The organism is Burkholderia sp. L27(2015) (assembly GCF_009765705.1).
Lineage (GTDB): Bacteria > Pseudomonadota > Gammaproteobacteria > Burkholderiales > Burkholderiaceae > LMUX01.
Genome location: NZ_LMUX01000016.1, coordinates 1,064,971 through 1,083,218 on the forward strand (window position 1 = coordinate 1,064,971; position 18,248 = coordinate 1,083,218).

Below are 18,248 nucleotides of genomic sequence, written 5' to 3' on the forward strand. Positions count from 1 at the left end.
CTCGCATATCAACATTCACCCGTGCCTCACGCAAAACCGCTGACGGAAAGCCCGGCAAGGCCCACCCGAAAAGCGTCTCAAGCGAAGCATAGATGCCGAATCGGTCAATGGCATCGCGAACCGGAGGGTGTAGATCATGGACGATAGAACCGCAAAAATCATCGAGCCCGAAGACGTCGCCTCGGACTTGCCTACAGATTTTGGCGCACGTGAAGATCAAACGGCTAACTACAACGAAGTCCTTCCGTATCTATGGTTGGCGATGGCCGCGAGTTACTGAGCCATTTTTCCACCACGTGCTGCCCGGGCTTTAGCCGCATTTAACGTCGCTATCGCGGCGATCAGACCGAACACAAAACCAAAAAGAATTTCACCAGGACAGGGAGAATATGATGAATCAACGTCAAATGGGTAAGGTGGCCGTAGTCGCTATGGTGCTTTCGTTGATCTCGGGATGTGCCGTGGCCGACGACGCGTATTTCGTCGATCGGCATCCCAACATCGCGGCGGCGGACTTCAACGCAGAACAGGCGATCGAAAGAATGCGCGCCGCCCAAAGAGCCAACAATTACGACATGGGCGGACATGCTGGACGCGCTATCGGTCTGCTGGAGCAGGCGCGTTACGAGATGGCTGCCGCAGCGCAAGATGCGACGCGTTGATAGCCGATGCTTGGCCGGCCAGCCGCGTCCACCCCGAGCCAACTGTTATGATATCTGCCACGCAGCGGGAGATCGCCACCGAGTGCCGATCTCCCGCCCTCGCGCCGTGGCAGGACGACGAGATCGTTTCAATCCGACCTGAGCACCGCGCCCAAAATCTGGAACGGCTCACGACCATGCGCATCCTCATCGTTGAAGACGACCTCGATATCGGTAAGAATCTATTGCGCGCGCTGAAGGACGTCGGCTTCAGCGTCGACTGGCTACGCGATGGCGCGGCCGCCAAGACAGCGATTTCAACGGGCTCCTATTCGGTCGTTTTGCTCGATCTGGGCTTGCCCGGCGCCGACGGCATCGACGTGCTGACATCGATTCGCAGTGAGGGCTGCACAACACCCGTGCTCATCCTCACAGCACGCGACGATATCGACACTCGCGTCAAAGGGCTCGATATCGGTGCCGACGATTACCTCGTCAAACCGTTCAACGCCCCCGAGTTGCTTGCGCGAATCCGCGCCGTGATGCGCCGTCATGCCGGTGCCGCCGTCTCGTTGTTGGGCGATGAAACCCTAAGCCTGAATCTCAGCACGCGCGAGTTGACGTTCCAGGGGCACGCAGAGCCGTTATCCGCCCGGGAATTCGATCTTATGGCAGCCTTGCTGGAAAGGCCCGGCTCCATCCTCTCGCGCACGCAACTCGAAGACCGCATCTATGGTTGGGGCGCGGAAGTTGAGAGCAATGCGGTCGCGGTACTCATCCATTGTGTCCGGAAGAAATTCGGTCACGACGTGATCCGCAACGTTCGAGGGCTAGGATGGGCGGCGGAATTGACGGCCAAGCCGCGCGCCGCGCGAGCTTCTTCCTAGGAAACTGCCGGCGGCACGCCGAGCGGGAAAATCGCAGTCGCGACTATGCCCGAGTGGCCGTCCTTCCGGTTGACCACACGGATCTCCCCACCGTAACGGTTCGCAATGGCCTTGACGATGGACAAACCCAAGCCGCTGCCTTCGATGTTCGAATTCGCGCGAAAGAAGCGGTCAAAAATACGCGGCAACAGCGCCTCGGGAATGCCGGGGCCGTTATCGACCACCTCGATCCCCACGGTCTGCGCCTGCACCCAGATTCGCAAATCTATCGTTCCGCCATCCTGGGTATAACGCACGGCGTTACCCACCAGGTTTTTAACGACGATGCGCACATCCGCCTCGATGGCGTGCACTTTTGCATCGGCGACTTCATTGGCGCCGATGTCGATGTTGCGCGCAGTTGCAATCGGAAGAACCTCGGAAACGACGTCCGTCATCACCTGGGGCACGTCAACCCAAGCGAGCTCCGACGACAGCAGTTGCGCGTCCGCGCGCGCAAGCCGCAGCAACTGCACGAGCAGCGCGCAGTTACGCTCGATGCCGCGCTGCAACTCCCGGAAGCGCTCCTGATTACTGGGGGCGATGTCTTGCTGCAAGTTGTCCGCTTGCAACTGGAGTGCGGTCAAAGGCGTGCGTAACTCATGCGCCGCATCGGAAATGAATTTCCTTTCCGTTTCTATGGAATCGACGAGCCGTTCGATCATGCCGTTGAACGAGCTGACGAAGGGCTGCAGTTCGATTGCCAGCCCGGCCGCGGGCAACGGCGTCAGACGCGCAGGGTCGATGGCTTGCACGGTATCCCCCAGCTCGTTGAGCTCCCGGAACGTACGCCGCACCACGATGACGATAGCGAGCCACACGGCCGGTATCAGCACCAGAATGGGCAAGAGGGCGCTGATGACGCTTTCGCCCGCCAAGCGCTGGCGAACCGACTGCAACTGGGCGACCTGGACGACCTTGCCGGCAGACGGCAGCGTATAGAGTCGCCAGCGCTGATCGTTGACGATCGGGTTGGTGAAACCGGGAGCGGCATTTCGGTCGAACAGCACGGTCGGCTCTGTGGAGCGCGTCGGAAGCGCGTCGTCCCCCTTCCATATCAAGATCACGAGATCCTGCGCATTTTGTGATCCGCGCGTGGGGTTTCGCGGAATGGCGTCGCCGTATACGTCGCGCACCCGGCTCGCCACTTGGCTCAATCGAGCATCCAGCAGCGCGTCCACGCCTCGTTGCGCCAGGTGATAAGAGCTCGCGCCCTGCAGGACGGCGAACAGGCTGATCAGCAGGCCTAGCGTCACGATCAGTCGCGCGCTCAGCGATCTGACCTTGAAATGAGGTCGGAAAAAAGCGGAATCCATCGGTGCCGTCAATCCCCAATAAACGCGCTGATGCGTCGCGCATGGAATAGTCGTTGTCGAGCGCGAGCGGTCCGATCGGCGAAGGTCGGTTCGGGCTGATTCTAGCGGCTGTTGCGTCTTGCCGCAACGCTATTGCGCTGCGCACAAATGCCACTCGAGGCCCGTCACCGCTAATTCTCCACTCACTATCGCGGGGCAGAATGGCCTTAATCCGTGAGAGGTACTGTTTTCCTGGCGTTGTACCGGTAACTGAGCGCCAACTGAACGTGCCGGGCAGGAAAATTCTCAAGCCGAACTGGCGGATCGTTGCCACCTTGGGTTACATAGTGCCGCGGTGCGTCAGCCGATAGGCTGGCCGAGCGGCGGGGAGAAGATAATGAAAAAGATCGTTCCGTTCATGTTCGCAGCCGCGCTGGGTCTTGGCGTGGTCACTTCAGCGCAGGCCCACGTATTTGTCGGTGTTGGGTTCGGCGGACCTGTCTATCCGGCTTATGTACCGCCGCCGGTCTATGTGCCGCCGCCGCCGGTATATTACGCACCGCCGCCCGTGTATCGGGCGCCCGTGGTCGTCGGATATTACGGGCGTCCCTACTATCCGCACTACTACGGTTGGCATGGTGGGTATGGATACGGTTATGGATATTGGGGCCGTTGATCGGCCGACCGGTGGGGCGAACAGGGTTGCTCGACCGACTGGCCCGTTCCGATCGCCCGCAATTGTATCTGTCGAGGTTACGCCAGCGCGTGCAAAATGGATGCTCGATTAAGAAGGGGGCCCCAGCTCTGTCGGATGTGGATGAGCCGGCTCCCCAACGAGATATTCCAAATGACAGCAAGCGCCTTGTTTTCCGCAAACGTTCTACTCGCGTACTCCGCCTATTTCGTCGGCACCGCCAGTCCGGGGCCGAGTAATCTGGCCATCATGGGGATCGCCATGAACGCGGGAAGAAGGGCGGCGTTGGTATTTGCCTTGGGTGTGATATCGGGCTCGTTCTTCTGGGCGCTGCTGGCGTCGTTGGGCTTGTCGGCAGTGCTCGCCACCTATTCGCAACTGGTTGTCGCGATCAAGATCGGTGGCGGACTTTACCTGCTCTGGCTGGCGTTCAAATCCGCCCGAGCGGCCTTTTCGGCCGACACAGTCGTGCGCCCGGCTAGTGCCATCAAGCAGGAGTCTGGGCGGCAGCTCTACCTTCGCGGGCTGCTGCTGCACCTGACCAATCCCAAGGCGATTCTCGTGTGGTTATCGATCGTGTCCATCGCCGTCCCGGTGCGAGGGGGTGCCTCGCAAACAGGATGGGTGGTTGCCGGTTGCATGTGCTTGGGCGTTCTTGTATTTGGAAGCTATGCGATCTTGTTTTCTACTGCGTCGGCACGCCGGATATACGCCGCCATTCGACGGTGGTTGGAGGGGTCTCTGGCCATCGTATTCGGTGTGGCGGGGTTCGAGCTCTTGACCTCGCGCATAGCGCTATCGCGGTAGGCGGGCAGGGCAGTCGGGCGGGAGAAATTCGCTACCGTCCGTGACCGCCTCCGCCCCCGCCCCCGCCGCCATGCATGCCCCCACCGCCACTCCATCCAGTGTGCCCGCCGCCTTGCCCGCCGCTCCAGCCGCCTGAGCCGCCCGAGCCGCCCCAGTTGGAATGACCGCCCCAGCCGGAATGACCGCAGCAGCCGTGTCCACCAAAGTGGCCACTGAATCCGACGCCTATGCCCACGACGGGTCCGCCATAAAAACCGTAGGGATACCCGTACCCGTAAGGACCGTAGTCATACCCGTAAGGACCATACCCGTACCCATAGGGCGGGTAGTAGCCGTATCCGTAAGGCGCGTATCCGTAATCGTAGGGAGGGGCGGCGACACAACCGCCGAGCAAGACGGCCACAGCGAGCGCACAAAGAGTCTTGGTCATGATGAGCTCTCCACAAGTATTGTTAGAGAGATCCGGTCACGATTTTGTTCGCGCTATCTGTATCCGTAGTTACGCGGTTGTGGCCCTGTTACTTCAACTTGGTAGCGGTTTGAAAGACGTTTCCGAAAGATGCCTGCGAATGACGCTTTCGAACGATGCCTAATCAAGCAGACTCATGCACAGGCTGCGTCGTGATCTGGCCCAAGCTGCCATCGGGCCGCTTATAGAGAGTCGAGCCATAGCCGTTCAGGTCCAGCAGTTGAATCGAGGTGGTTTGCGTGAAACCAAACTGGATCTCGAAGTCATTGGTGGGACCCGCATGAATGCCGATAGCCGTTGCCGCGTTCGACGCGCCGTTATTCGTGTTTCCGGCGGTTGCAGCTTTATGCTCGGCCGCGTTGGCTGCAGCTTGCGCCTGCGCGGCGATCTTGGCCAGGCTTTGCAGCAAGGATGTGACTTCTTGCTGCGAAGCCACTCTGACTTCGTTCAAGCTTGAGATCAGGCTTTGTAGACCGGCGTCCGAACTGTCGTTGCTTGACGATGGGGCGGTCGATGCCCCGGCTTGCGGCGTGCTCGTCGAGGAATCCGCGGGCGTATTCGGCGACGCCCCCTGGCTCCCCGTTGCGCCATCGCTCGGTAGAGTCAAAACTCCGGCGACGGCGGATAGCGCTGTGAGCGCGAAGGTATCCGTCTCCGTCTCGGACAGCGGCGAGTTGCCGGAAGCAGACGCGGCCCCCGAGGATGCGCCACCAGATCCCGAGTTCGACGGGTTTGAACCGCTCAGCGCCTGCCCGAAATCAGACCCGCTCGAATCGGCTGCCTCGGACTCGCTCGTCAGAGCCCCCACGGTCGACGCCAACAGATCGCCCGCGACGTTCGCCGGGGCGGATGTCGTCGTGAGATTACCGTAGGCTTGATAGGTGGACGACGTCTGCTCTTGCAACGCAACATTGAGCTCGCCAGTGTCGAGATTGATGCCAATCGAGATCGAACCCGATTGATCGGTCGCGCCCACCGACGAAGCCAAACTGATGCCGCCGGCGGTATAACTGCTGATACTGACTTGGCTGGTTTGGCTGTTGTTATCGTAGGCGGCCGACAGGGTGAGCGAGCCGCTTTTCGCCAATTGCGTAGTGAGGTTCGCGCTAAGCGTGGAAGCTTGCTCGGCGCTGAAGCCGTTTTGGACCAGCAGATTATTGATCGTCGTCGTCAATTGGGCGCCGGCGCCGGCGATGATTTCGCGATTGCCGGTAGAGGGATCGACCTGGGTGGCGCCTTGTATCGCTTGCGCAAATTCCAACGCCAGCTCACCGGTACCGGTGGCGGCCGTCACACCGTTGAGGTTGGCGTTCAGCGATACGGCAGCGTTGGCAGTCTCGGTCGCCTGTTCGCCGCCTGAGACGAGAAACACGCCATTGAAGGTAGATCCGGGCAAAAGGGTATTCTGCGTTCCCGAGATGGGATTGGAAATGCTCGTCATTTAATCTGCCTTTAAAAGAATAAGGTAGACCGCCATCTCTCCCTCGAGTGCTGGCTTTGGTCGGTATCGGATCGTTGGCCTGCAGCAGGCTAACCCCTATTTGAGCTAGTTAACGGTCGGTTTGTACCTTTTCTTTAGTCAAGTGGGAAAAAAATATCGAATCGAAGGAGGGCCGTGAACTGACAGGCCCGAGAGGCTTGGGTTTGTCCGTGTTATGCCGTGGGCATGCTCGTTCCATGACGTTTCACCTTCCGCTTTGAGCAATACACAGATCGGTCAAAATGTGAATGCCTGGCTTGCGTGCCGGCCTGCAGCCGATGGCCAAGAGCTTTGGCGAGTGCCGGATGTACTCGTTGCGGCACGCACAAGATGCGCTTGATTGACGCGACATATCCTTTTATTGTTGCCAGATTTGACAAAAATCATTTATCTTTTTGGCGCTTTTTTTCTAATTCTCGTAAGAATAAACTGCAGCCGTCACCCAGGGCGAGACTGTCATTTCCAACCATTGCAAAGAGGGTCGCGCGCGATGAACATGCTGCGCAACATGAAGATTTTTGCGCGCGTAGCGGAAGTCGGTAGCTTTACGCTTGCCGCGCAACAATTGAAGGTCACCACGGCGCAAGCTTCTCACGCGATCTCCGAGCTTGAGGTGCATTTGCGCACACGCTTGCTCAATCGGACCACGCGACGCGTGGCGTTGACCGAGGCCGGTGATCGGTATTTGAAACGCTGCACGGAAATTCTGGCGCTGCTTGAAATTTCAGAGGCGGAAGCGGGGGCGGCGAAGCTGTCGCCTTCGGGGGTGCTTCGGATTCACGCACCTACGAGCTTCGGCCAGTTCTACGTCGTGCCCGCCCTGATACGGTACCTGGAAGCACATCCCCTGGTGCGCGTCGACCTCACACTTTCGCAGAGGATTCCCGATCTACTCGACGAGGGGTTCGACGTATCGCTGCAAGTCACCACAACCCATTTACCGGATTCCGCACTGGTGTCTAGCCGAATCTGCGACATACCTAGCGTACTTTGCGCATCGCCGGAATACATCGAGCGCAATGGTGTGCCCGAAGCGGTATCGGACCTGCGTCGACACGAATGCCTGCAACTGGTCACGCCTTATTTTCCGATCGATCGCTGGAAATTCGAGGGGCCGGACGGCGTAACGCAAATCGACCTGCCGCCGGGAAAGCTGCGCGTGAATTCGTCCGATGCGTTGGCAGTGGCGTTGGCCGAGGGGTTGGGCGTAGGGCCTTTGCCGTTGCTGACGGCGTTGCCTTGGCTGCGTAGCGGGAAATTGGTGCGCGTATTGCCGCAATACCAGCTGCAGACCGGGACGATCTACGCGATATACCCGTCGCGAGAGTACCTGGACGCAAAAATCAAGACGTGGGTGGCGTTTCTTCGCGACTTCGTTACGGCGGCACTCTCGACGGAACACGGCTGATCTGTGCTCAGGGGATCGGACAGGAGTGCAGACAAGAGCACGAGCACGCGGGCGCGCGGGAAGCCACCGGCGCGGATTACCGAGCACATGGATCTTGCCGGTGAGGTCGCGCGCGGGCGGTGGCCCACCCACCCGCAGACGTCAATGGTGATCGAAGAGCGCGAGTTTGCCGCTACTGTACATCTGGCGGACCTTGGTCTTGAACATCATCTGCGGCGTCTTCTCGCATTCGGTGACGATCGCGGCGACCGGCGTTGCGGTGTCTTCCACCATGGTATCGGTCTCGATTACGCCCAGATGATCGGCGCCGGCCACCCAGTAGACGAGGGCGGGGCGGTACTGTTCGTCGACCGCGACGAAGTCCGCGCATTTCATTTTCGAAACGTTCATTTGCGTGGCGGCTGCGGCGGGCAGCGCAAAGCTCAAGCCGAGGACGAGGGTGCCAATCAGAGTGTGCTTCATTGTGGTGCTCTCCTTTAGAATGTGCAGCAGTGGCCCGCAGCGGGTCGCGTGCGCCATCGGTGCAAAACACGGCCAGACAGGGTGCCCATAATCCGCTAACCCGTTACGTCATGGGTCGACGAGGCAACCGCGCGCCGCCGGCGCTTCCGACCCCGCTGGTTTAGTATAGGCGCTGGTTCGAGCAGAAAAACGACAATTGCCTCGCTCGGGACGGTCCGATCGGGCAGGGTTGGTGCACCGGGAGTTTCTGGAATGAGCGACTTCGCGCCTTGGAGCAGCGGGAATCCTTCCTTGAGTGGAGCGTACGCGCCGGTCTTCGACGAACGGGACGACACGGATCTGACGGTCGAGGGGGAGATCCCGCCGTCGCTGCGGGGCGTGTTCATGCGCAATGGCCCAAATCCGCAGTTCGAGCCCGATGATCGCTATGCCTATCCATTCGATGGGACCGGCATGATCCATGCCATCTATATCGAGAATGGGCGGGCAAGGTACCGCAATCGCTGGGTATTGACCCAGGAGCTACTCAAGGAGCGTGCGGCCGGCCAGCGCATCTACAACTCGAGTTTCAGCGCTGCGCCGCACGCAGACCTCGCCAACACCAACATCGTTTATCACGCAGGGCGTTACCTCGCGCTCTACGAAGGCGGCGTGCCCTATGAAGTCAATCGCGATATCGACACGGTGGGACTGTTCAACTACGATGGCGCGCTGCCCAATTTTATGTCCGCCCATCCGAAACTCGATCCGGCCACCGGCGAGCTTTTGTCGCTGGCGTATGACCTCAATACGAGTGGGCTAACTTACTTGCGCGCCGACAAGACGGGCCGTATCGATCGCGTCGTGCCGTTCCAGGCGCCGTGGCCCGCGATGGTGCATGACGTCGCCATTACCGAACGTCACGTGATCGCTTTCATCTGTCCGTTTGTTTTCGACCGCTCGCACCAAGGTCCGCCGGGCAGCTGGCAGCCGGACAAAGGCACGATGGTCGCGGTGATTCCGCGCGACGCGCGCACCGCGGCCGACGTGAAGTGGATCACAGGCGCGCCTTTCTTCCAGTTCCACACGATGAACGCGTTCGCCGAAGGCAATCGCATCGAAGTGGTCGCTCCTTGGTATGACTCGTTTTCGCTGACGGCTCGCAGTAATCGGCTGGAACTCCATCGCCTGGTCATTCATACCGATACCAACACGCTCGAAGATCAAGCCCTCGATGATCAAGCCTGCGAATTCTCGCGTATCAACGAGGCTTATCTGGGGCGCCGAGCCCGCTATGGTTATGTGGGGCTGCGCGATCCCAGGCCCGGCGAGGCGACTCAAGCGGGCGCGTTCGAAGCGATGGCGCGATACGACCTGACGACAGGACAGAGGGTTGTCCACCGATTTCCCGCAGCGATGACGGTGTGCGAACCGGTGTTCGTGGCGGACTCTGGCGGCCGTAGCGAAGAGGACGGATTTATCTTCACGTTCGCGCACGATGCAGGGAGCGCCGGCGGACGCTTCGTCATCCTTGATGCGCGACATCTCGCCGGTGCGCCGCTTGCGGTTGTGCACCTGCCGCGGCGGGTGCCGGCCGGCCTCCATGGCTCCTGGATACCGGCCTGAGCCGCGATTGCCGCAGTCATCACGCGTTAGCGGCGCTTGAGCTTCGTTTGAGCTTGATCACGCGCGAAATTTGTCCGGGCGTGAAGCTGGTGTTGCGCGCAAAGGGCGCGCAATCCAGCGGAGCCGTCAGCGATTCCGCTGCGGCGTAGTGGCCCACATAGCGAAAGCGATCGGTCGCTTGCCAAATGAAAACGGGGATCGCATTGGTTTGCTTGGCCAGCGTGCGGCCTGCTGCACGCGCTGAAGCGCTGCTATTGACCAGGATGACATCGGGCGCTTGCGGATTAAGCTCGGGCCGCAGGCAGGCAGCGACTACCTTACCTTTGCTGGTCGGTAGGAACGATTGTTTGTTGCCGCCACACAGCGCATGTATATCTTCACGAGTGTAATTCTTGCCTGTTTCAAACACGGGTAACTCCAGGGAACATGCAGCACGAGGCTGCGAAATCAACTGCTGGAAACAATAGCTGGAGACTCGTAAAGTCTTCGTAAAATCGGCAGAGCGCGAAATAAAGGATGCATAATTTCGATTCAATCGGATGCAATGAAATAACCGGGCGGCACATCATGTCATTTCAACACTACGGCTTCTTTCTTCCCGCGTGCTTCGCGATCAACATGGCACTCGGTCCTAACAACGTGCTGTCGCTATCCAACGGCGCGCGAGATGGCGTGCGCTCTTCCGTGTGTGCGGCGTTTGGACGCTTGCTGGCGTTCGCGGTCATGATTGCGATCGCCGGCTTTGGTCTTGGGGCGTTGCTGCTTGCCTCGCAGACCTTGTTCACGCTGTTGAAATTTGGCGGCGCGGCCTACCTGGTGTGGATCGGTATCAAACTGTTCCGCGGCGGCCCGGCTCAGTTTTCCAGTTCGGCTGGCGAGGTGACGGCGAGCAGTGGCCCGGCCTCGGGCAAACTACGTCGGCTTGCCAAACAGGAGTTCCTCGTCGCTGCGGGCAACCCGAAGGCGATCCTGGTCTTCACCGCGTTTTTCCCGCAATTTGTGGATCCGTCCGCTTACGCGACCAGTTTCCTGGTGCTGGGCACGACCTTCTTGGCGCTTGAGCTGGTCGCCATCACGGTCTACTCGGTGATAGGCGCGCGGCTAGGAACATTGGCGAACGGCACACGCGGTTTCCGATGGTTCAATCGCGTGAGTGGATCGTTGATGATCGTATTCGGGGTGTTGCTCGCGTTCCTGCGCCGTCCTGCGGTAGGGTGACATTCACTGCGCGTCGTGGATATGCTCGGCGAGGTAGTCGATCAACACGCGTACCTTCGGCGGCAAAAAACGATTCGGCGGATACAACAGCCATACTGAGCCGACATAGGCACGTGCTTCCAGATCCCAGTCGGCAAGCACCTGCAGCAGGTCGCCACGCTGCAGTGCATCGGCTGCCGCAAACTCGGGCAAATTCGCGATGCCCAGATCCTGCTGTGCTGCTTCGAGCCGCGCGCCTGCATGATTCGCAATGTAGCGTCCTCTCACCTCGACGGTGTGGGCTTCTGTGCCGCGGCGCAAGCGCCAGCGGTTGTCGTCCGCGGTTTCGCCCAGGTACACGCAATCGTGCTGCGCAAGATCGCGCGGATGCTCCGGTGTACCGCGCGTTTGCAGATACGCGCGCGATGCGCAGAGTACCCAACGCACCGAACCGAGCTGCCGACCCGCAAGGCCCGGAGCCGGGTGTTCCGTAAGCCGAATCACGACATCGAGATCGTCGACGAGCGGATCGACTTCATGGTCTGCGAACAGCAACTGAAGGTCGACTTCGGGATAAGCACGTAAGAAGCCAGGAATGAGCGGATGAATCACCGTTTTCGCATACGCTGTCGGCGCGCTCACGCTCACTTTCCCTTGTGGCCGGCCGACCAGTTGTCCGGCTGCGTCGACGGCCCCCGACGCGGCGCCCACCATATCGCGGCAATACCGATACACCTGCGCGCCCGATTCCGTGACACGCACTTTGCGCGTCGAGCGTTCCAGCAGGCGCGTGGCAAGGGCTTCTTCAAGGCGTTTGATCTGGCGGCTAACCGTCGACGGTGTGCTGCCGAGCTGGCGCGCGGCCACCGAGAAGTTGCCGGCATCGACCACGCGTGCGAACACGGCCATGTCGGGCAGCAATGCGAAGAGTTCGGTTGAATTCATCGAGCCATCTCAGCTATTTCGGGCGAAACCGCAGATTAATGCATTTCAGACATAAAAGCTGTGCGCGTAAGCTGGATTATCGCGCCAGACGCAAAGCAGGACAATGAGCGCTCACCTACTGAGAGCTGCCATGTCCAAACAAGAACGCCTGGTATTGCTGTCCGATTTGATGCTGCTTGCGGTTGCAGTGGTGTGGGGCACCAGTTACGGAATCGTCAAGAGTGCGCTGGCATTTTATCCGGTGCTCGGTCTGCTCGCGTTGCGGTTCGGTATCACATTCGTGCTGCTGTCCCCGGCGCTGCGCGCGTTGCGCCATGCCGATGCCCGTGCGCTGCGTGGCGTGCTGGGCGCAGGGGTGCTACTGCTGGGCATCTTCCTGAGCGAGACGTTCGGCGTGTTGCTCACGCCCGCGTCCAATGCGGCGTTCTTGATCAGTTTATGTGTGGTGCTGACGCCGCTAGTCGAGTGGGCGATGCTCAAGCGTAGTCCCAGCCATATCGAATGGGCGGCGGTCGCGCTTTCGCTGCTGGGTGCATGGTTGCTGGCCGGCGGCGCAGCCTTCGCCCTCACGTCTGGCGATGCGTTGATTCTGCTCGCCGCGCTGCTGCGCGCGGTGACCGTGTGCGTGACGAAGCGAGTGATGCAAACCTCGGCCTTGCCCCCTCTGTCGGTGACGGCGGTGCAGTCGGGCGTGGTCGCACTGGGAAGCGCGGCGTTGGCGCTCGCGATCGCGCCGCATCATTGGCCGCGCGTGCCGTCGTTCGCGGCGCATCCTGTGTTTTGGGGCAGCATGTTCTATCTGGTGGTCGCATGCACGCTGTTCGCGTTCTTCGCTCAAAACTATGCGGTCAAGCGCAGTAGCCCGACGCGTGTTGCGTTGTTGATGGGCAGTGAACCTGCGTTCGGCGCATTGTTCGCGTGCCTGTGGCTCGGTGAACGGATTTCGGCAATGGCCTGGGCGGGCGGGGGTTTGATCGTCGTCGCTTCGATGTTGGCGACGGTGCGCTGGCGTAAGCGTGTTGCGGTGCAAACCGGCACAGACCCGGTACCCCCCATCGCGATGCCTGGACAGTCATAATCTGAATTGTCTGAATAGACAGGCAGGCAGGAACCGGATAACGATTTTCGAAGGACGGCCCATCATGGATCCAAAGCCAAAGCGCGCAGAGAGCCGGATGTGGCGTGTCGCATTGCCCAAGTTCGATCCCTCCGTCGCGGTGGGCGAGGGTGCACGCGAGCTCAGGGCAGACGACGCCCTGAAACTCGGGACGCTGTTCTTCACCGCCTTCAAGGGGACTACAGATGACCTTGGGCAAACCGAAGCGGATTACATCGAAGAGGCGTACTCGCTGTTCGACGGTCGTTACGGCGATTGCCTGTTCAGTGCATCGTCGGTGATCGAGCGCGAGGGCGAATTGCTGTCAGTCTGCGTTGTTACCGATCATGAGCTGTACGACTTCCCGGTCATCGTGATGGTGGCGACCCAACCCTCGATGCAGGGCAATGGGATGGCCAGCGGCTTGGTCAAGTCTGCTCTTACCAATCTTGTTGTCGCTGGACATGACGCGTGTTGCGCGATGGTTACTTTGGGGAACACGCCTTCGGAAGGGCTATTCGCGCATTGCGGTTTCGTGCCGTTTAGTGTCGAGCGGTGACGTAAGAGCCCGAGCTTATCAATCTCTGACGTTCCCTCGATCAGACCACTCACTGCGGATTGCCCGCACGACGCTTGGTCATGGTCAGCGTCAGGCTAACCATATGTCCCGCGCCGCTGCATTGCCATTCAGAACATATCCACCGGTCGTGATCCGCGCACCTTTTTCCGCCACCATTTCATCATCCCCCCCTCCTGAATTTCGGGTGCTGCGCCGACTGTCTAATTTCGCACCAATGCTCTAACCGTCATCAGGCTGTACGGAACGTACCCCGTCCAATTCGCGCTCAGCTTCAACCGAATGTCATCGAGAATTTTGAGTTGCTGCGACTCGCGGACACGGAGCAATAAGCAATATTAATCCGGCTAGTTACCACGCCATGGATAGCTTTGATATAAGACGAATCTTGTTTTTTAACTCAATAAAAAAATACATCGTTTTACTGATTAAGTGGTTCACATACCGTCTAAATCCGTTTAGCCTTGCACTCCTCGCTTGTGATGCCCCCGCTCCTTCCTTGTGCCGTGGAATCAGATTGCGTTCGCGTCTTTCGATCACGCTAGTAAGGAGGTTGAGCGATAGCGGATTTTCACACGATAGGGTTATGGGCCAAGCACGTTGCACAAAGGGAATGGGATTTTATAGATGGTGAAAATTGCTAAATGGCATGTCGGAAGTCTTGCCGGTCTGGCCATCCTGGTGGCCGCGGCCATGCTCTTTGCGAAAGAGATCATCGCACCGTCTGTCTATGGAGTCTGCACTGTGGGCTACAACTATCGCGAGTGGCCGATTTACTGGTTTGGGGTTTCGACATCAGAAGGAAAATGCGGAAACAACACGGGTGGCAAGCGTCCAGATGAGACTTATGGCGGCGGCGTTGCCTGCGGCTGCGTGGTTCGTCCTGGCGGGCGAGCCACTGTGAAATGGACCATGGAACAAACAAGAGCCGAGTTCGATAGCCATGCTCCTATTGAGAAGCACGAAATACAGGTGACAGTTCCTCAACCGGAATCGCGCAAATCGCGATATTTGCAAGTCCACTTTTTGGCTAATAACGACGTCGTACTCGATTGGCGCGATGAAGTGGATAACCGCGTAAAACCCGCTACGGAGAGGGTTGATGAACGGCAACACTAAGGTCCTGCAGTCCCTAGTGAGGAAGATTGGCAAGCGGCAAATGGGTGTGGTCCTTGCTGCAATCACGCTTGCCGGCGTAGCGCTCTTCTACGGGCTGCGAGCTACGGTAACACCTTCGAGCCACCCCGTTTGCACAGCGGCGGTTAATTATCGAGAGCGGCCGCTCTATGGCTTCAGTCTAATCGCACCGACGGGAACATGTGGTAACGCGGGTAACGGTGGATTCGCCTGCGGTTGTTCTATTACACCCGGCGAGCAAGCCACCGTGAAATGGAGTATGGAGCAAACAAGAATCGAATTCGATAGTCACGCTCCAATCGAAGAACACGAAACGCAAGTAACGATCCCTCAACCCCAATCGCGCACATCGAGATATGTATTTTTACATTTTTTGGCTGACAGCCGCGTGATCATGGACTGGCGCGACGAGCAAGACAGCCCTATTGACCCGGTGACTGGAGAAATAAGGAACAACGGATGACGAGGATAGAAGGATGGCATGCTGAAAGTCGTGTCGGTGTCGCGATCGTGCTCTTTGCGAAGGGGACGATTGTGCCATCTGTCTATGGAGCTTGAACCGGGTCGTGCTTGATTGACTCGACGCACTGGATAGCCGGGCGAATCCCACTATGGATAAGATTAATGAACGACAACACTAATGTTTTTCCGTCGATGCAGGAGATCAGGGCGCACGCGCAAGATATTTGCTATTCCTGTGAAGGCGTGGTCTGGACCAGCTTTTTCTTTGATGGGTTTGGTTACAGTCTTCCTGAATTCGGCGGCACATCGAGCATAAGCAATATCGGAAAGTTATACCGTGCAGCAGAAAGAGTAACCGAAAAGAAGGATCAAATTCCTTTTTACTACCCCGGTCTCGGTACCCGCTTCGATCCAGAACTGGATGTCATCAGTAAGACCGCCGCATATAAAGTGATGCAGGACGCGAAGGCGAGAGCCATCGATACGCTGAAACCCGACAACCCCATCGATACTGCGCAAAAGAAGGCGGCTGACTACACCCAAATTAAAGCCGTAGATTTACTCAAAGCGCATACCGCCAGCGGTGTAGCGGATGTGCTTGCTGGAGTCGGCAACGAATTCGCCGACGCTGCCAAATCCATTGGTCGCGAAGCCTCGGAGCTGCGTAAGCGGGGCCTGAAAGAGACGTTGGATCGCTATGCCCAGATGGAGGTTCGCAGGCTAAACAGGATAGTCGACCATTGGCGTTCTTTCGTCTCGGAGATTCGCCATCATCCATGGCGTGCTCTTCGTCTGGAAAAAGTCGCGCTCAAATCGGCAATCGAATACACCTTCGGCCGCGCAGTGGAAGCCGTGCCGGCCCGCGATTGGCGCGCGGTTGCGTCGCTATTCAATACCGGTGTCGATACGCGACTGGAAGCGGCCGAGCACGATTTCACCAGAGCGGTCTATCAAGCGCAGAGACTGTTCACGGTAAAACATATCAACGTGGCCTTATTCGGCTACGACAACGGCGGGGCGCTCGCGATCGCCTTCGCACAGCGCCTGATCAACGAGATCTGCAGCAAGGGCCGTTTCGAGGGGCTCGCCGTCAATCTACGGTTCATGGGTCTATTCGATTGTGTCTCGCATCGTTTCTCTGACAATCTCGTGGCGGCTTATGTACCCCTTTCGGACCGCGTCGTGAACGATCTCCGAATGCCCACGCAGGTGGAGAAAGTCGTGCACCTGTGTGCCGCCCATGAGTATCGTTTCTACAAGCCACTGTCGCTCATTGGCGGAAGGGCCGAAATGGGTGCCAAGTACGAGGAGTGGATGTATCCAGGTGCGCAGGCAGACGTCGGTGGCGGCTATGAGGACGGCGAACAGGGTAAGAGCGACCATTTGGCTCGCGTGGCACTCAATTTCATGCACATGCAGGCGCGTAGGCAAGCGGTTCCACTTCTGTCTATGAACCGTCTGTCTGAAGACAATCCCCGGTTACATGAAACATTTGTCGTCGATCCCGCCGTCGAGCAACTCGTTAGAACCTACAGGCGAGAAGCACTGGCATTGGCCGCGCAGGTTGTGCCCTTCACGATCGAGGAATTGAAACAGCCCATCACGGTAACCCGTACCCAATGCCTGCGCGGTCCCTCGTTGATCAAACCGATGATGCACTTGCCCGAGTCGTTGAAAGAAGAGTTCAGAGGGCATCAAGCACTTTTTATCCTTTGGTTCCGCGCGATCTATGATACCCACTTGACCAGTCTCGGTGACGGCAATGAGGACGATTACGTGTTCAGTCAGTTGCGCAAGGAGATGGACGTGCTCGCGCGATCGGAGATTCGAGCACCGCTGTATGGGGAAGTCCAAGAAATGTATGAACTATGGAGAAACGCAGAAGGCCATTCGCTGCCGGAGGCATTGCAGCCTTTATTTTCCAGATACGTGCACAACTCATTTCTGGTATCAGGCGAGTATCGGTGGCAAGGACAACTAGACCTACTTTGCGCGCCCAATCAGCTTAAATACCGCAACACCCTGGAAATCGCAAAGCAGTCGACGACCGACTGGTTGAAGATGCCGGAGGAATATGCCCAGACCCTCAAGGAGCTTGGTTCATCTGGTTACCGGATGCTCTTTTGAACGCATCGAACGTGACTCGGCCGAGGGGCTTTCACACATTAGCGAGCCTGTCGATCACGAGATCGAGCAAAGCGCGCAGCCTCGCGAGTTGGCGCAAATCGCGGTGATACCCGAACCACACGTCACGGCTTGGTGGCGCTTCACCTAGATCGATGCGTTGTATCCCTGCCGTGTTGTCGCCCAGAGGGCACGGCAACACCGCGAGACCTCCACCTTCGGCACACATCCGCGCTTGCGCACCACGATTATTGCTGCCAAACACCACATGCGCCTTGGGCAAGATCGCTTTCACCCAACTGACATCCGGCAGCGTTTCGAATGCACTGTTCATCGTGACCAAGCCATAGCCCTCGCCATCGCCTGCCGTGGGCGGAACAACGTCGATCGGTCCGTATAACGCATACGCCATTTTCATAAGCTTGCGTTGAATGACATCGGCCTCATCGAACGGCGTTATCCGAAAGACGAGATCCGCTTCGCGCCGCGCCAGATTAAGCCGACGAGAATCAGTAACCAACTCGATCGAAAGACGCGGGTGGCTACGCAGGAACGTCGCGAAAACCGGAGTTAGGACATGGATACCAAACCAGTCCGACGAAGATACGCGTAGCGTTCCGCTCAGATGCTGCTCCTTACCGAGAAGGGCGCGCTCGAACGCATTGGCGTCCTCTTCCATCCTTTCTGCGTAGACGAGCACGGCAGTGCCCTCGTCAGTCAGGATCAGGCCATCGGTCGTGCGCTGAAAAAGCGTTTGACCCACCGCCGATTCAAGCGCTCGCAGTCGACGGCCCATGGTCGGCTGCGTTTGCCCGGTCAGCCTCGCCGCGGCGCCCAGCGTGCCCGTGCGCGCGATCGCGAGGAACACGCGGATATCGCTCCAGTCCATATCGTTCCATGCATAAATGTTTGGCCGACGTGCA

General features: G+C 58.6%; 20 protein-coding genes. 13 read left to right on the top strand and 7 right to left on the bottom strand.

The features are described from left to right. Positions 1 to 136: 136 nt before the first annotated feature. The 3 genes from GSQ77_RS12740 to GSQ77_RS12750 all read left to right on the top strand — a co-directional run bounded on the left by GSQ77_RS12740 (position 137) and on the right by GSQ77_RS12750 (position 1,528). A complete protein-coding gene (locus GSQ77_RS12740; RefSeq protein WP_158902517.1) occupies positions 137 to 280 on the top strand; it encodes a hypothetical protein in 144 nt (47 codons plus the stop codon). Positions 281 to 392: 112 nt separating this feature from the next. After that, positions 393 to 662 carry a hypothetical protein gene (locus GSQ77_RS12745; protein WP_158902520.1) on the top strand — a complete coding sequence of 90 codons (270 nt, stop codon included), beginning with the start codon at positions 393 to 395 and terminating at the stop codon, positions 660 to 662. A gap of 176 nt (positions 663 to 838) precedes the next feature. Next, positions 839 to 1,528, top strand: a complete 690-nt coding sequence (locus GSQ77_RS12750) for a response regulator (protein ID WP_158903013.1) — start codon at positions 839 to 841, stop codon at positions 1,526 to 1,528. Here the strand turns inward: GSQ77_RS12750 and GSQ77_RS12755 are convergent. Continuing rightward, positions 1,525 to 2,883: a HAMP domain-containing sensor histidine kinase gene (locus tag GSQ77_RS12755; protein ID WP_158902523.1), complete on the bottom strand. Its 1,359-nt coding sequence runs from the start codon at positions 2,881 to 2,883 to the stop codon at positions 1,525 to 1,527. The genes GSQ77_RS12750 and GSQ77_RS12755 overlap by 4 nt on opposite strands. A 376-nt stretch (positions 2,884 to 3,259) precedes the next feature. On the opposite strand from GSQ77_RS12755, the gene GSQ77_RS12760 reads away from it, so the two are divergent. Together GSQ77_RS12760 and GSQ77_RS12765 are read left to right on the top strand one after the other, a co-directional pair. Continuing rightward, complete coding sequence (locus tag GSQ77_RS12760) at positions 3,260 to 3,538, top strand: hypothetical protein (RefSeq protein ID WP_158902525.1); 279 nt, start codon at positions 3,260 to 3,262, stop codon at positions 3,536 to 3,538. Positions 3,539 to 3,709: 171 nt separating this feature from the next. Continuing rightward, on the top strand, positions 3,710 to 4,363 hold the full coding sequence (locus GSQ77_RS12765) for a LysE family translocator (protein ID WP_158902528.1): 654 nt from the start codon (positions 3,710 to 3,712) through the stop codon (positions 4,361 to 4,363). 31 nt (positions 4,364 to 4,394) lie between these two features. On the opposite strand, the gene GSQ77_RS12770 is transcribed toward GSQ77_RS12765, so the two are convergent. Further along, positions 4,395 to 4,793 carry a hypothetical protein gene (locus GSQ77_RS12770; RefSeq protein ID WP_158902530.1) on the bottom strand — a complete coding sequence of 133 codons (399 nt, stop codon included), beginning with the start codon at positions 4,791 to 4,793 and terminating at the stop codon, positions 4,395 to 4,397. Between the two features lie 163 nt (positions 4,794 to 4,956). Further along, positions 4,957 to 6,273 (bottom strand): hypothetical protein, encoded by a 1,317-nt coding sequence (locus GSQ77_RS12775; protein ID WP_158902533.1) that lies wholly within the window; start codon positions 6,271 to 6,273, stop codon positions 4,957 to 4,959. Positions 6,274 to 6,802: 529 nt separating this feature from the next. On the opposite strand from GSQ77_RS12775, the gene GSQ77_RS12780 reads away from it, so the two are divergent. Next, a complete protein-coding gene (locus GSQ77_RS12780) occupies positions 6,803 to 7,720 on the top strand; it encodes a LysR family transcriptional regulator (RefSeq protein ID WP_158902535.1) in 918 nt (305 codons plus the stop codon). Between the two features lie 141 nt (positions 7,721 to 7,861). Here GSQ77_RS12780 and GSQ77_RS12785 read toward each other — a convergent pair whose 3' ends face one another. Further along, positions 7,862 to 8,182, bottom strand: a complete 321-nt coding sequence (locus GSQ77_RS12785) for an HdeA/HdeB family chaperone (RefSeq protein WP_158902538.1) — start codon at positions 8,180 to 8,182, stop codon at positions 7,862 to 7,864. A 252-nt stretch (positions 8,183 to 8,434) separates the two neighbouring features. Here GSQ77_RS12785 and GSQ77_RS12790 point away from each other — a divergent pair, with 252 nt between their 5' ends. Beyond that, the gene (locus GSQ77_RS12790) at positions 8,435 to 9,787 is read left to right on the top strand and encodes a carotenoid oxygenase family protein (RefSeq protein ID WP_158902540.1); all 1,353 of its coding nucleotides are present in this window, start codon (positions 8,435 to 8,437) and stop codon (positions 9,785 to 9,787) included. Between the two features lie 19 nt (positions 9,788 to 9,806). Here GSQ77_RS12790 and GSQ77_RS12795 read toward each other — a convergent pair whose 3' ends face one another. After that, the gene (locus GSQ77_RS12795) at positions 9,807 to 10,196 is read right to left on the bottom strand and encodes a DUF6697 family protein (protein WP_158902543.1); all 390 of its coding nucleotides are present in this window, start codon (positions 10,194 to 10,196) and stop codon (positions 9,807 to 9,809) included. 158 nt (positions 10,197 to 10,354) lie between these two features. Here GSQ77_RS12795 and GSQ77_RS12800 point away from each other — a divergent pair, with 158 nt between their 5' ends. Next, a complete protein-coding gene (locus tag GSQ77_RS12800; protein WP_158902546.1) occupies positions 10,355 to 11,005 on the top strand; it encodes a LysE family translocator in 651 nt (216 codons plus the stop codon). A 3-nt stretch (positions 11,006 to 11,008) separates the two neighbouring features. Here GSQ77_RS12800 and GSQ77_RS12805 read toward each other — a convergent pair whose 3' ends face one another. Then, positions 11,009 to 11,929, bottom strand: coding sequence for a LysR family transcriptional regulator (locus GSQ77_RS12805; protein ID WP_158902548.1), 921 nt, complete (start codon positions 11,927 to 11,929; stop codon positions 11,009 to 11,011). Between the two features lie 130 nt (positions 11,930 to 12,059). On the opposite strand from GSQ77_RS12805, the gene GSQ77_RS12810 reads away from it, so the two are divergent. The 5 genes from GSQ77_RS12810 to GSQ77_RS12830 all read left to right on the top strand — a co-directional run bounded on the left by GSQ77_RS12810 (position 12,060) and on the right by GSQ77_RS12830 (position 17,328). Beyond that, positions 12,060 to 13,007, top strand: a complete 948-nt coding sequence (locus GSQ77_RS12810) for a DMT family transporter (protein WP_158902551.1) — start codon at positions 12,060 to 12,062, stop codon at positions 13,005 to 13,007. Positions 13,008 to 13,071: 64 nt separating this feature from the next. Next, positions 13,072 to 13,584, top strand: coding sequence for a GNAT family N-acetyltransferase (locus GSQ77_RS12815; RefSeq protein ID WP_158902554.1), 513 nt, complete (start codon positions 13,072 to 13,074; stop codon positions 13,582 to 13,584). A gap of 645 nt (positions 13,585 to 14,229) precedes the next feature. Continuing rightward, on the top strand, positions 14,230 to 14,721 hold the full coding sequence (locus GSQ77_RS12820) for a DUF3304 domain-containing protein (protein ID WP_158902556.1): 492 nt from the start codon (positions 14,230 to 14,232) through the stop codon (positions 14,719 to 14,721). Continuing rightward, positions 14,705 to 15,202 carry a DUF3304 domain-containing protein gene (locus GSQ77_RS12825; protein WP_158902559.1) on the top strand — a complete coding sequence of 166 codons (498 nt, stop codon included), beginning with the start codon at positions 14,705 to 14,707 and terminating at the stop codon, positions 15,200 to 15,202. Before GSQ77_RS12820 ends, GSQ77_RS12825 begins: the two co-directional genes overlap by 17 nt. A gap of 161 nt (positions 15,203 to 15,363) precedes the next feature. After that, entirely contained in the window at positions 15,364 to 17,328 is a 1,965-nt protein-coding gene (locus GSQ77_RS12830; RefSeq protein ID WP_158902561.1) for a DUF2235 domain-containing protein, read from the top strand. A 31-nt stretch (positions 17,329 to 17,359) separates the two neighbouring features. Here the strand turns inward: GSQ77_RS12830 and GSQ77_RS12835 are convergent, their stop codons facing one another. After that, the gene (locus GSQ77_RS12835) at positions 17,360 to 18,214 is read right to left on the bottom strand and encodes a LysR family transcriptional regulator (RefSeq protein WP_158902563.1); all 855 of its coding nucleotides are present in this window, start codon (positions 18,212 to 18,214) and stop codon (positions 17,360 to 17,362) included. Between the last annotated feature and the right edge of the window lie 34 nt (positions 18,215 to 18,248).

What these genes read in the sequence shown, in the direction of transcription:
- GSQ77_RS12800 (WP_158902546.1), top strand. Translation starts at nt 10,355, where the DNA reads ATGTCATTTCAACACTACGGCTTCTTTCTTCCCGCGTGCTTCGCGATC.
- GSQ77_RS12825 (WP_158902559.1), top strand. Translation starts at nt 14,705, where the DNA reads ATGAACGGCAACACTAAGGTCCTGCAGTCCCTAGTGAGGAAGATTGGC.
- GSQ77_RS12815 (WP_158902554.1), top strand. Translation starts at nt 13,072, where the DNA reads ATGGATCCAAAGCCAAAGCGCGCAGAGAGCCGGATGTGGCGTGTCGCA.
- GSQ77_RS12810 (WP_158902551.1), top strand. Translation starts at nt 12,060, where the DNA reads ATGTCCAAACAAGAACGCCTGGTATTGCTGTCCGATTTGATGCTGCTT.
- GSQ77_RS12760 (WP_158902525.1), top strand. Translation starts at nt 3,260, where the DNA reads ATGAAAAAGATCGTTCCGTTCATGTTCGCAGCCGCGCTGGGTCTTGGC.
- GSQ77_RS12820 (WP_158902556.1), top strand. Translation starts at nt 14,230, where the DNA reads ATGGTGAAAATTGCTAAATGGCATGTCGGAAGTCTTGCCGGTCTGGCC.
- GSQ77_RS12745 (WP_158902520.1), top strand. Translation starts at nt 393, where the DNA reads ATGAATCAACGTCAAATGGGTAAGGTGGCCGTAGTCGCTATGGTGCTT.
- GSQ77_RS12770 (WP_158902530.1), bottom strand. Translation starts at nt 4,793, where the DNA reads ATGACCAAGACTCTTTGTGCGCTCGCTGTGGCCGTCTTGCTCGGCGGT.
- GSQ77_RS12835 (WP_158902563.1), bottom strand. Translation starts at nt 18,214, where the DNA reads ATGGACTGGAGCGATATCCGCGTGTTCCTCGCGATCGCGCGCACGGGC.
- GSQ77_RS12765 (WP_158902528.1), top strand. Translation starts at nt 3,710, where the DNA reads ATGACAGCAAGCGCCTTGTTTTCCGCAAACGTTCTACTCGCGTACTCC.
- GSQ77_RS12755 (WP_158902523.1), bottom strand. Translation starts at nt 2,883, where the DNA reads ATGGATTCCGCTTTTTTCCGACCTCATTTCAAGGTCAGATCGCTGAGC.
- GSQ77_RS12750 (WP_158903013.1), top strand. Translation starts at nt 839, where the DNA reads ATGCGCATCCTCATCGTTGAAGACGACCTCGATATCGGTAAGAATCTA.
- GSQ77_RS12785 (WP_158902538.1), bottom strand. Translation starts at nt 8,182, where the DNA reads ATGAAGCACACTCTGATTGGCACCCTCGTCCTCGGCTTGAGCTTTGCG.
- GSQ77_RS12780 (WP_158902535.1), top strand. Translation starts at nt 6,803, where the DNA reads ATGAACATGCTGCGCAACATGAAGATTTTTGCGCGCGTAGCGGAAGTC.
- GSQ77_RS12775 (WP_158902533.1), bottom strand. Translation starts at nt 6,273, where the DNA reads ATGACGAGCATTTCCAATCCCATCTCGGGAACGCAGAATACCCTTTTG.
- GSQ77_RS12805 (WP_158902548.1), bottom strand. Translation starts at nt 11,929, where the DNA reads ATGAATTCAACCGAACTCTTCGCATTGCTGCCCGACATGGCCGTGTTC.
- GSQ77_RS12740 (WP_158902517.1), top strand. Translation starts at nt 137, where the DNA reads ATGGACGATAGAACCGCAAAAATCATCGAGCCCGAAGACGTCGCCTCG.
- GSQ77_RS12830 (WP_158902561.1), top strand. Translation starts at nt 15,364, where the DNA reads ATGAACGACAACACTAATGTTTTTCCGTCGATGCAGGAGATCAGGGCG.
- GSQ77_RS12790 (WP_158902540.1), top strand. Translation starts at nt 8,435, where the DNA reads ATGAGCGACTTCGCGCCTTGGAGCAGCGGGAATCCTTCCTTGAGTGGA.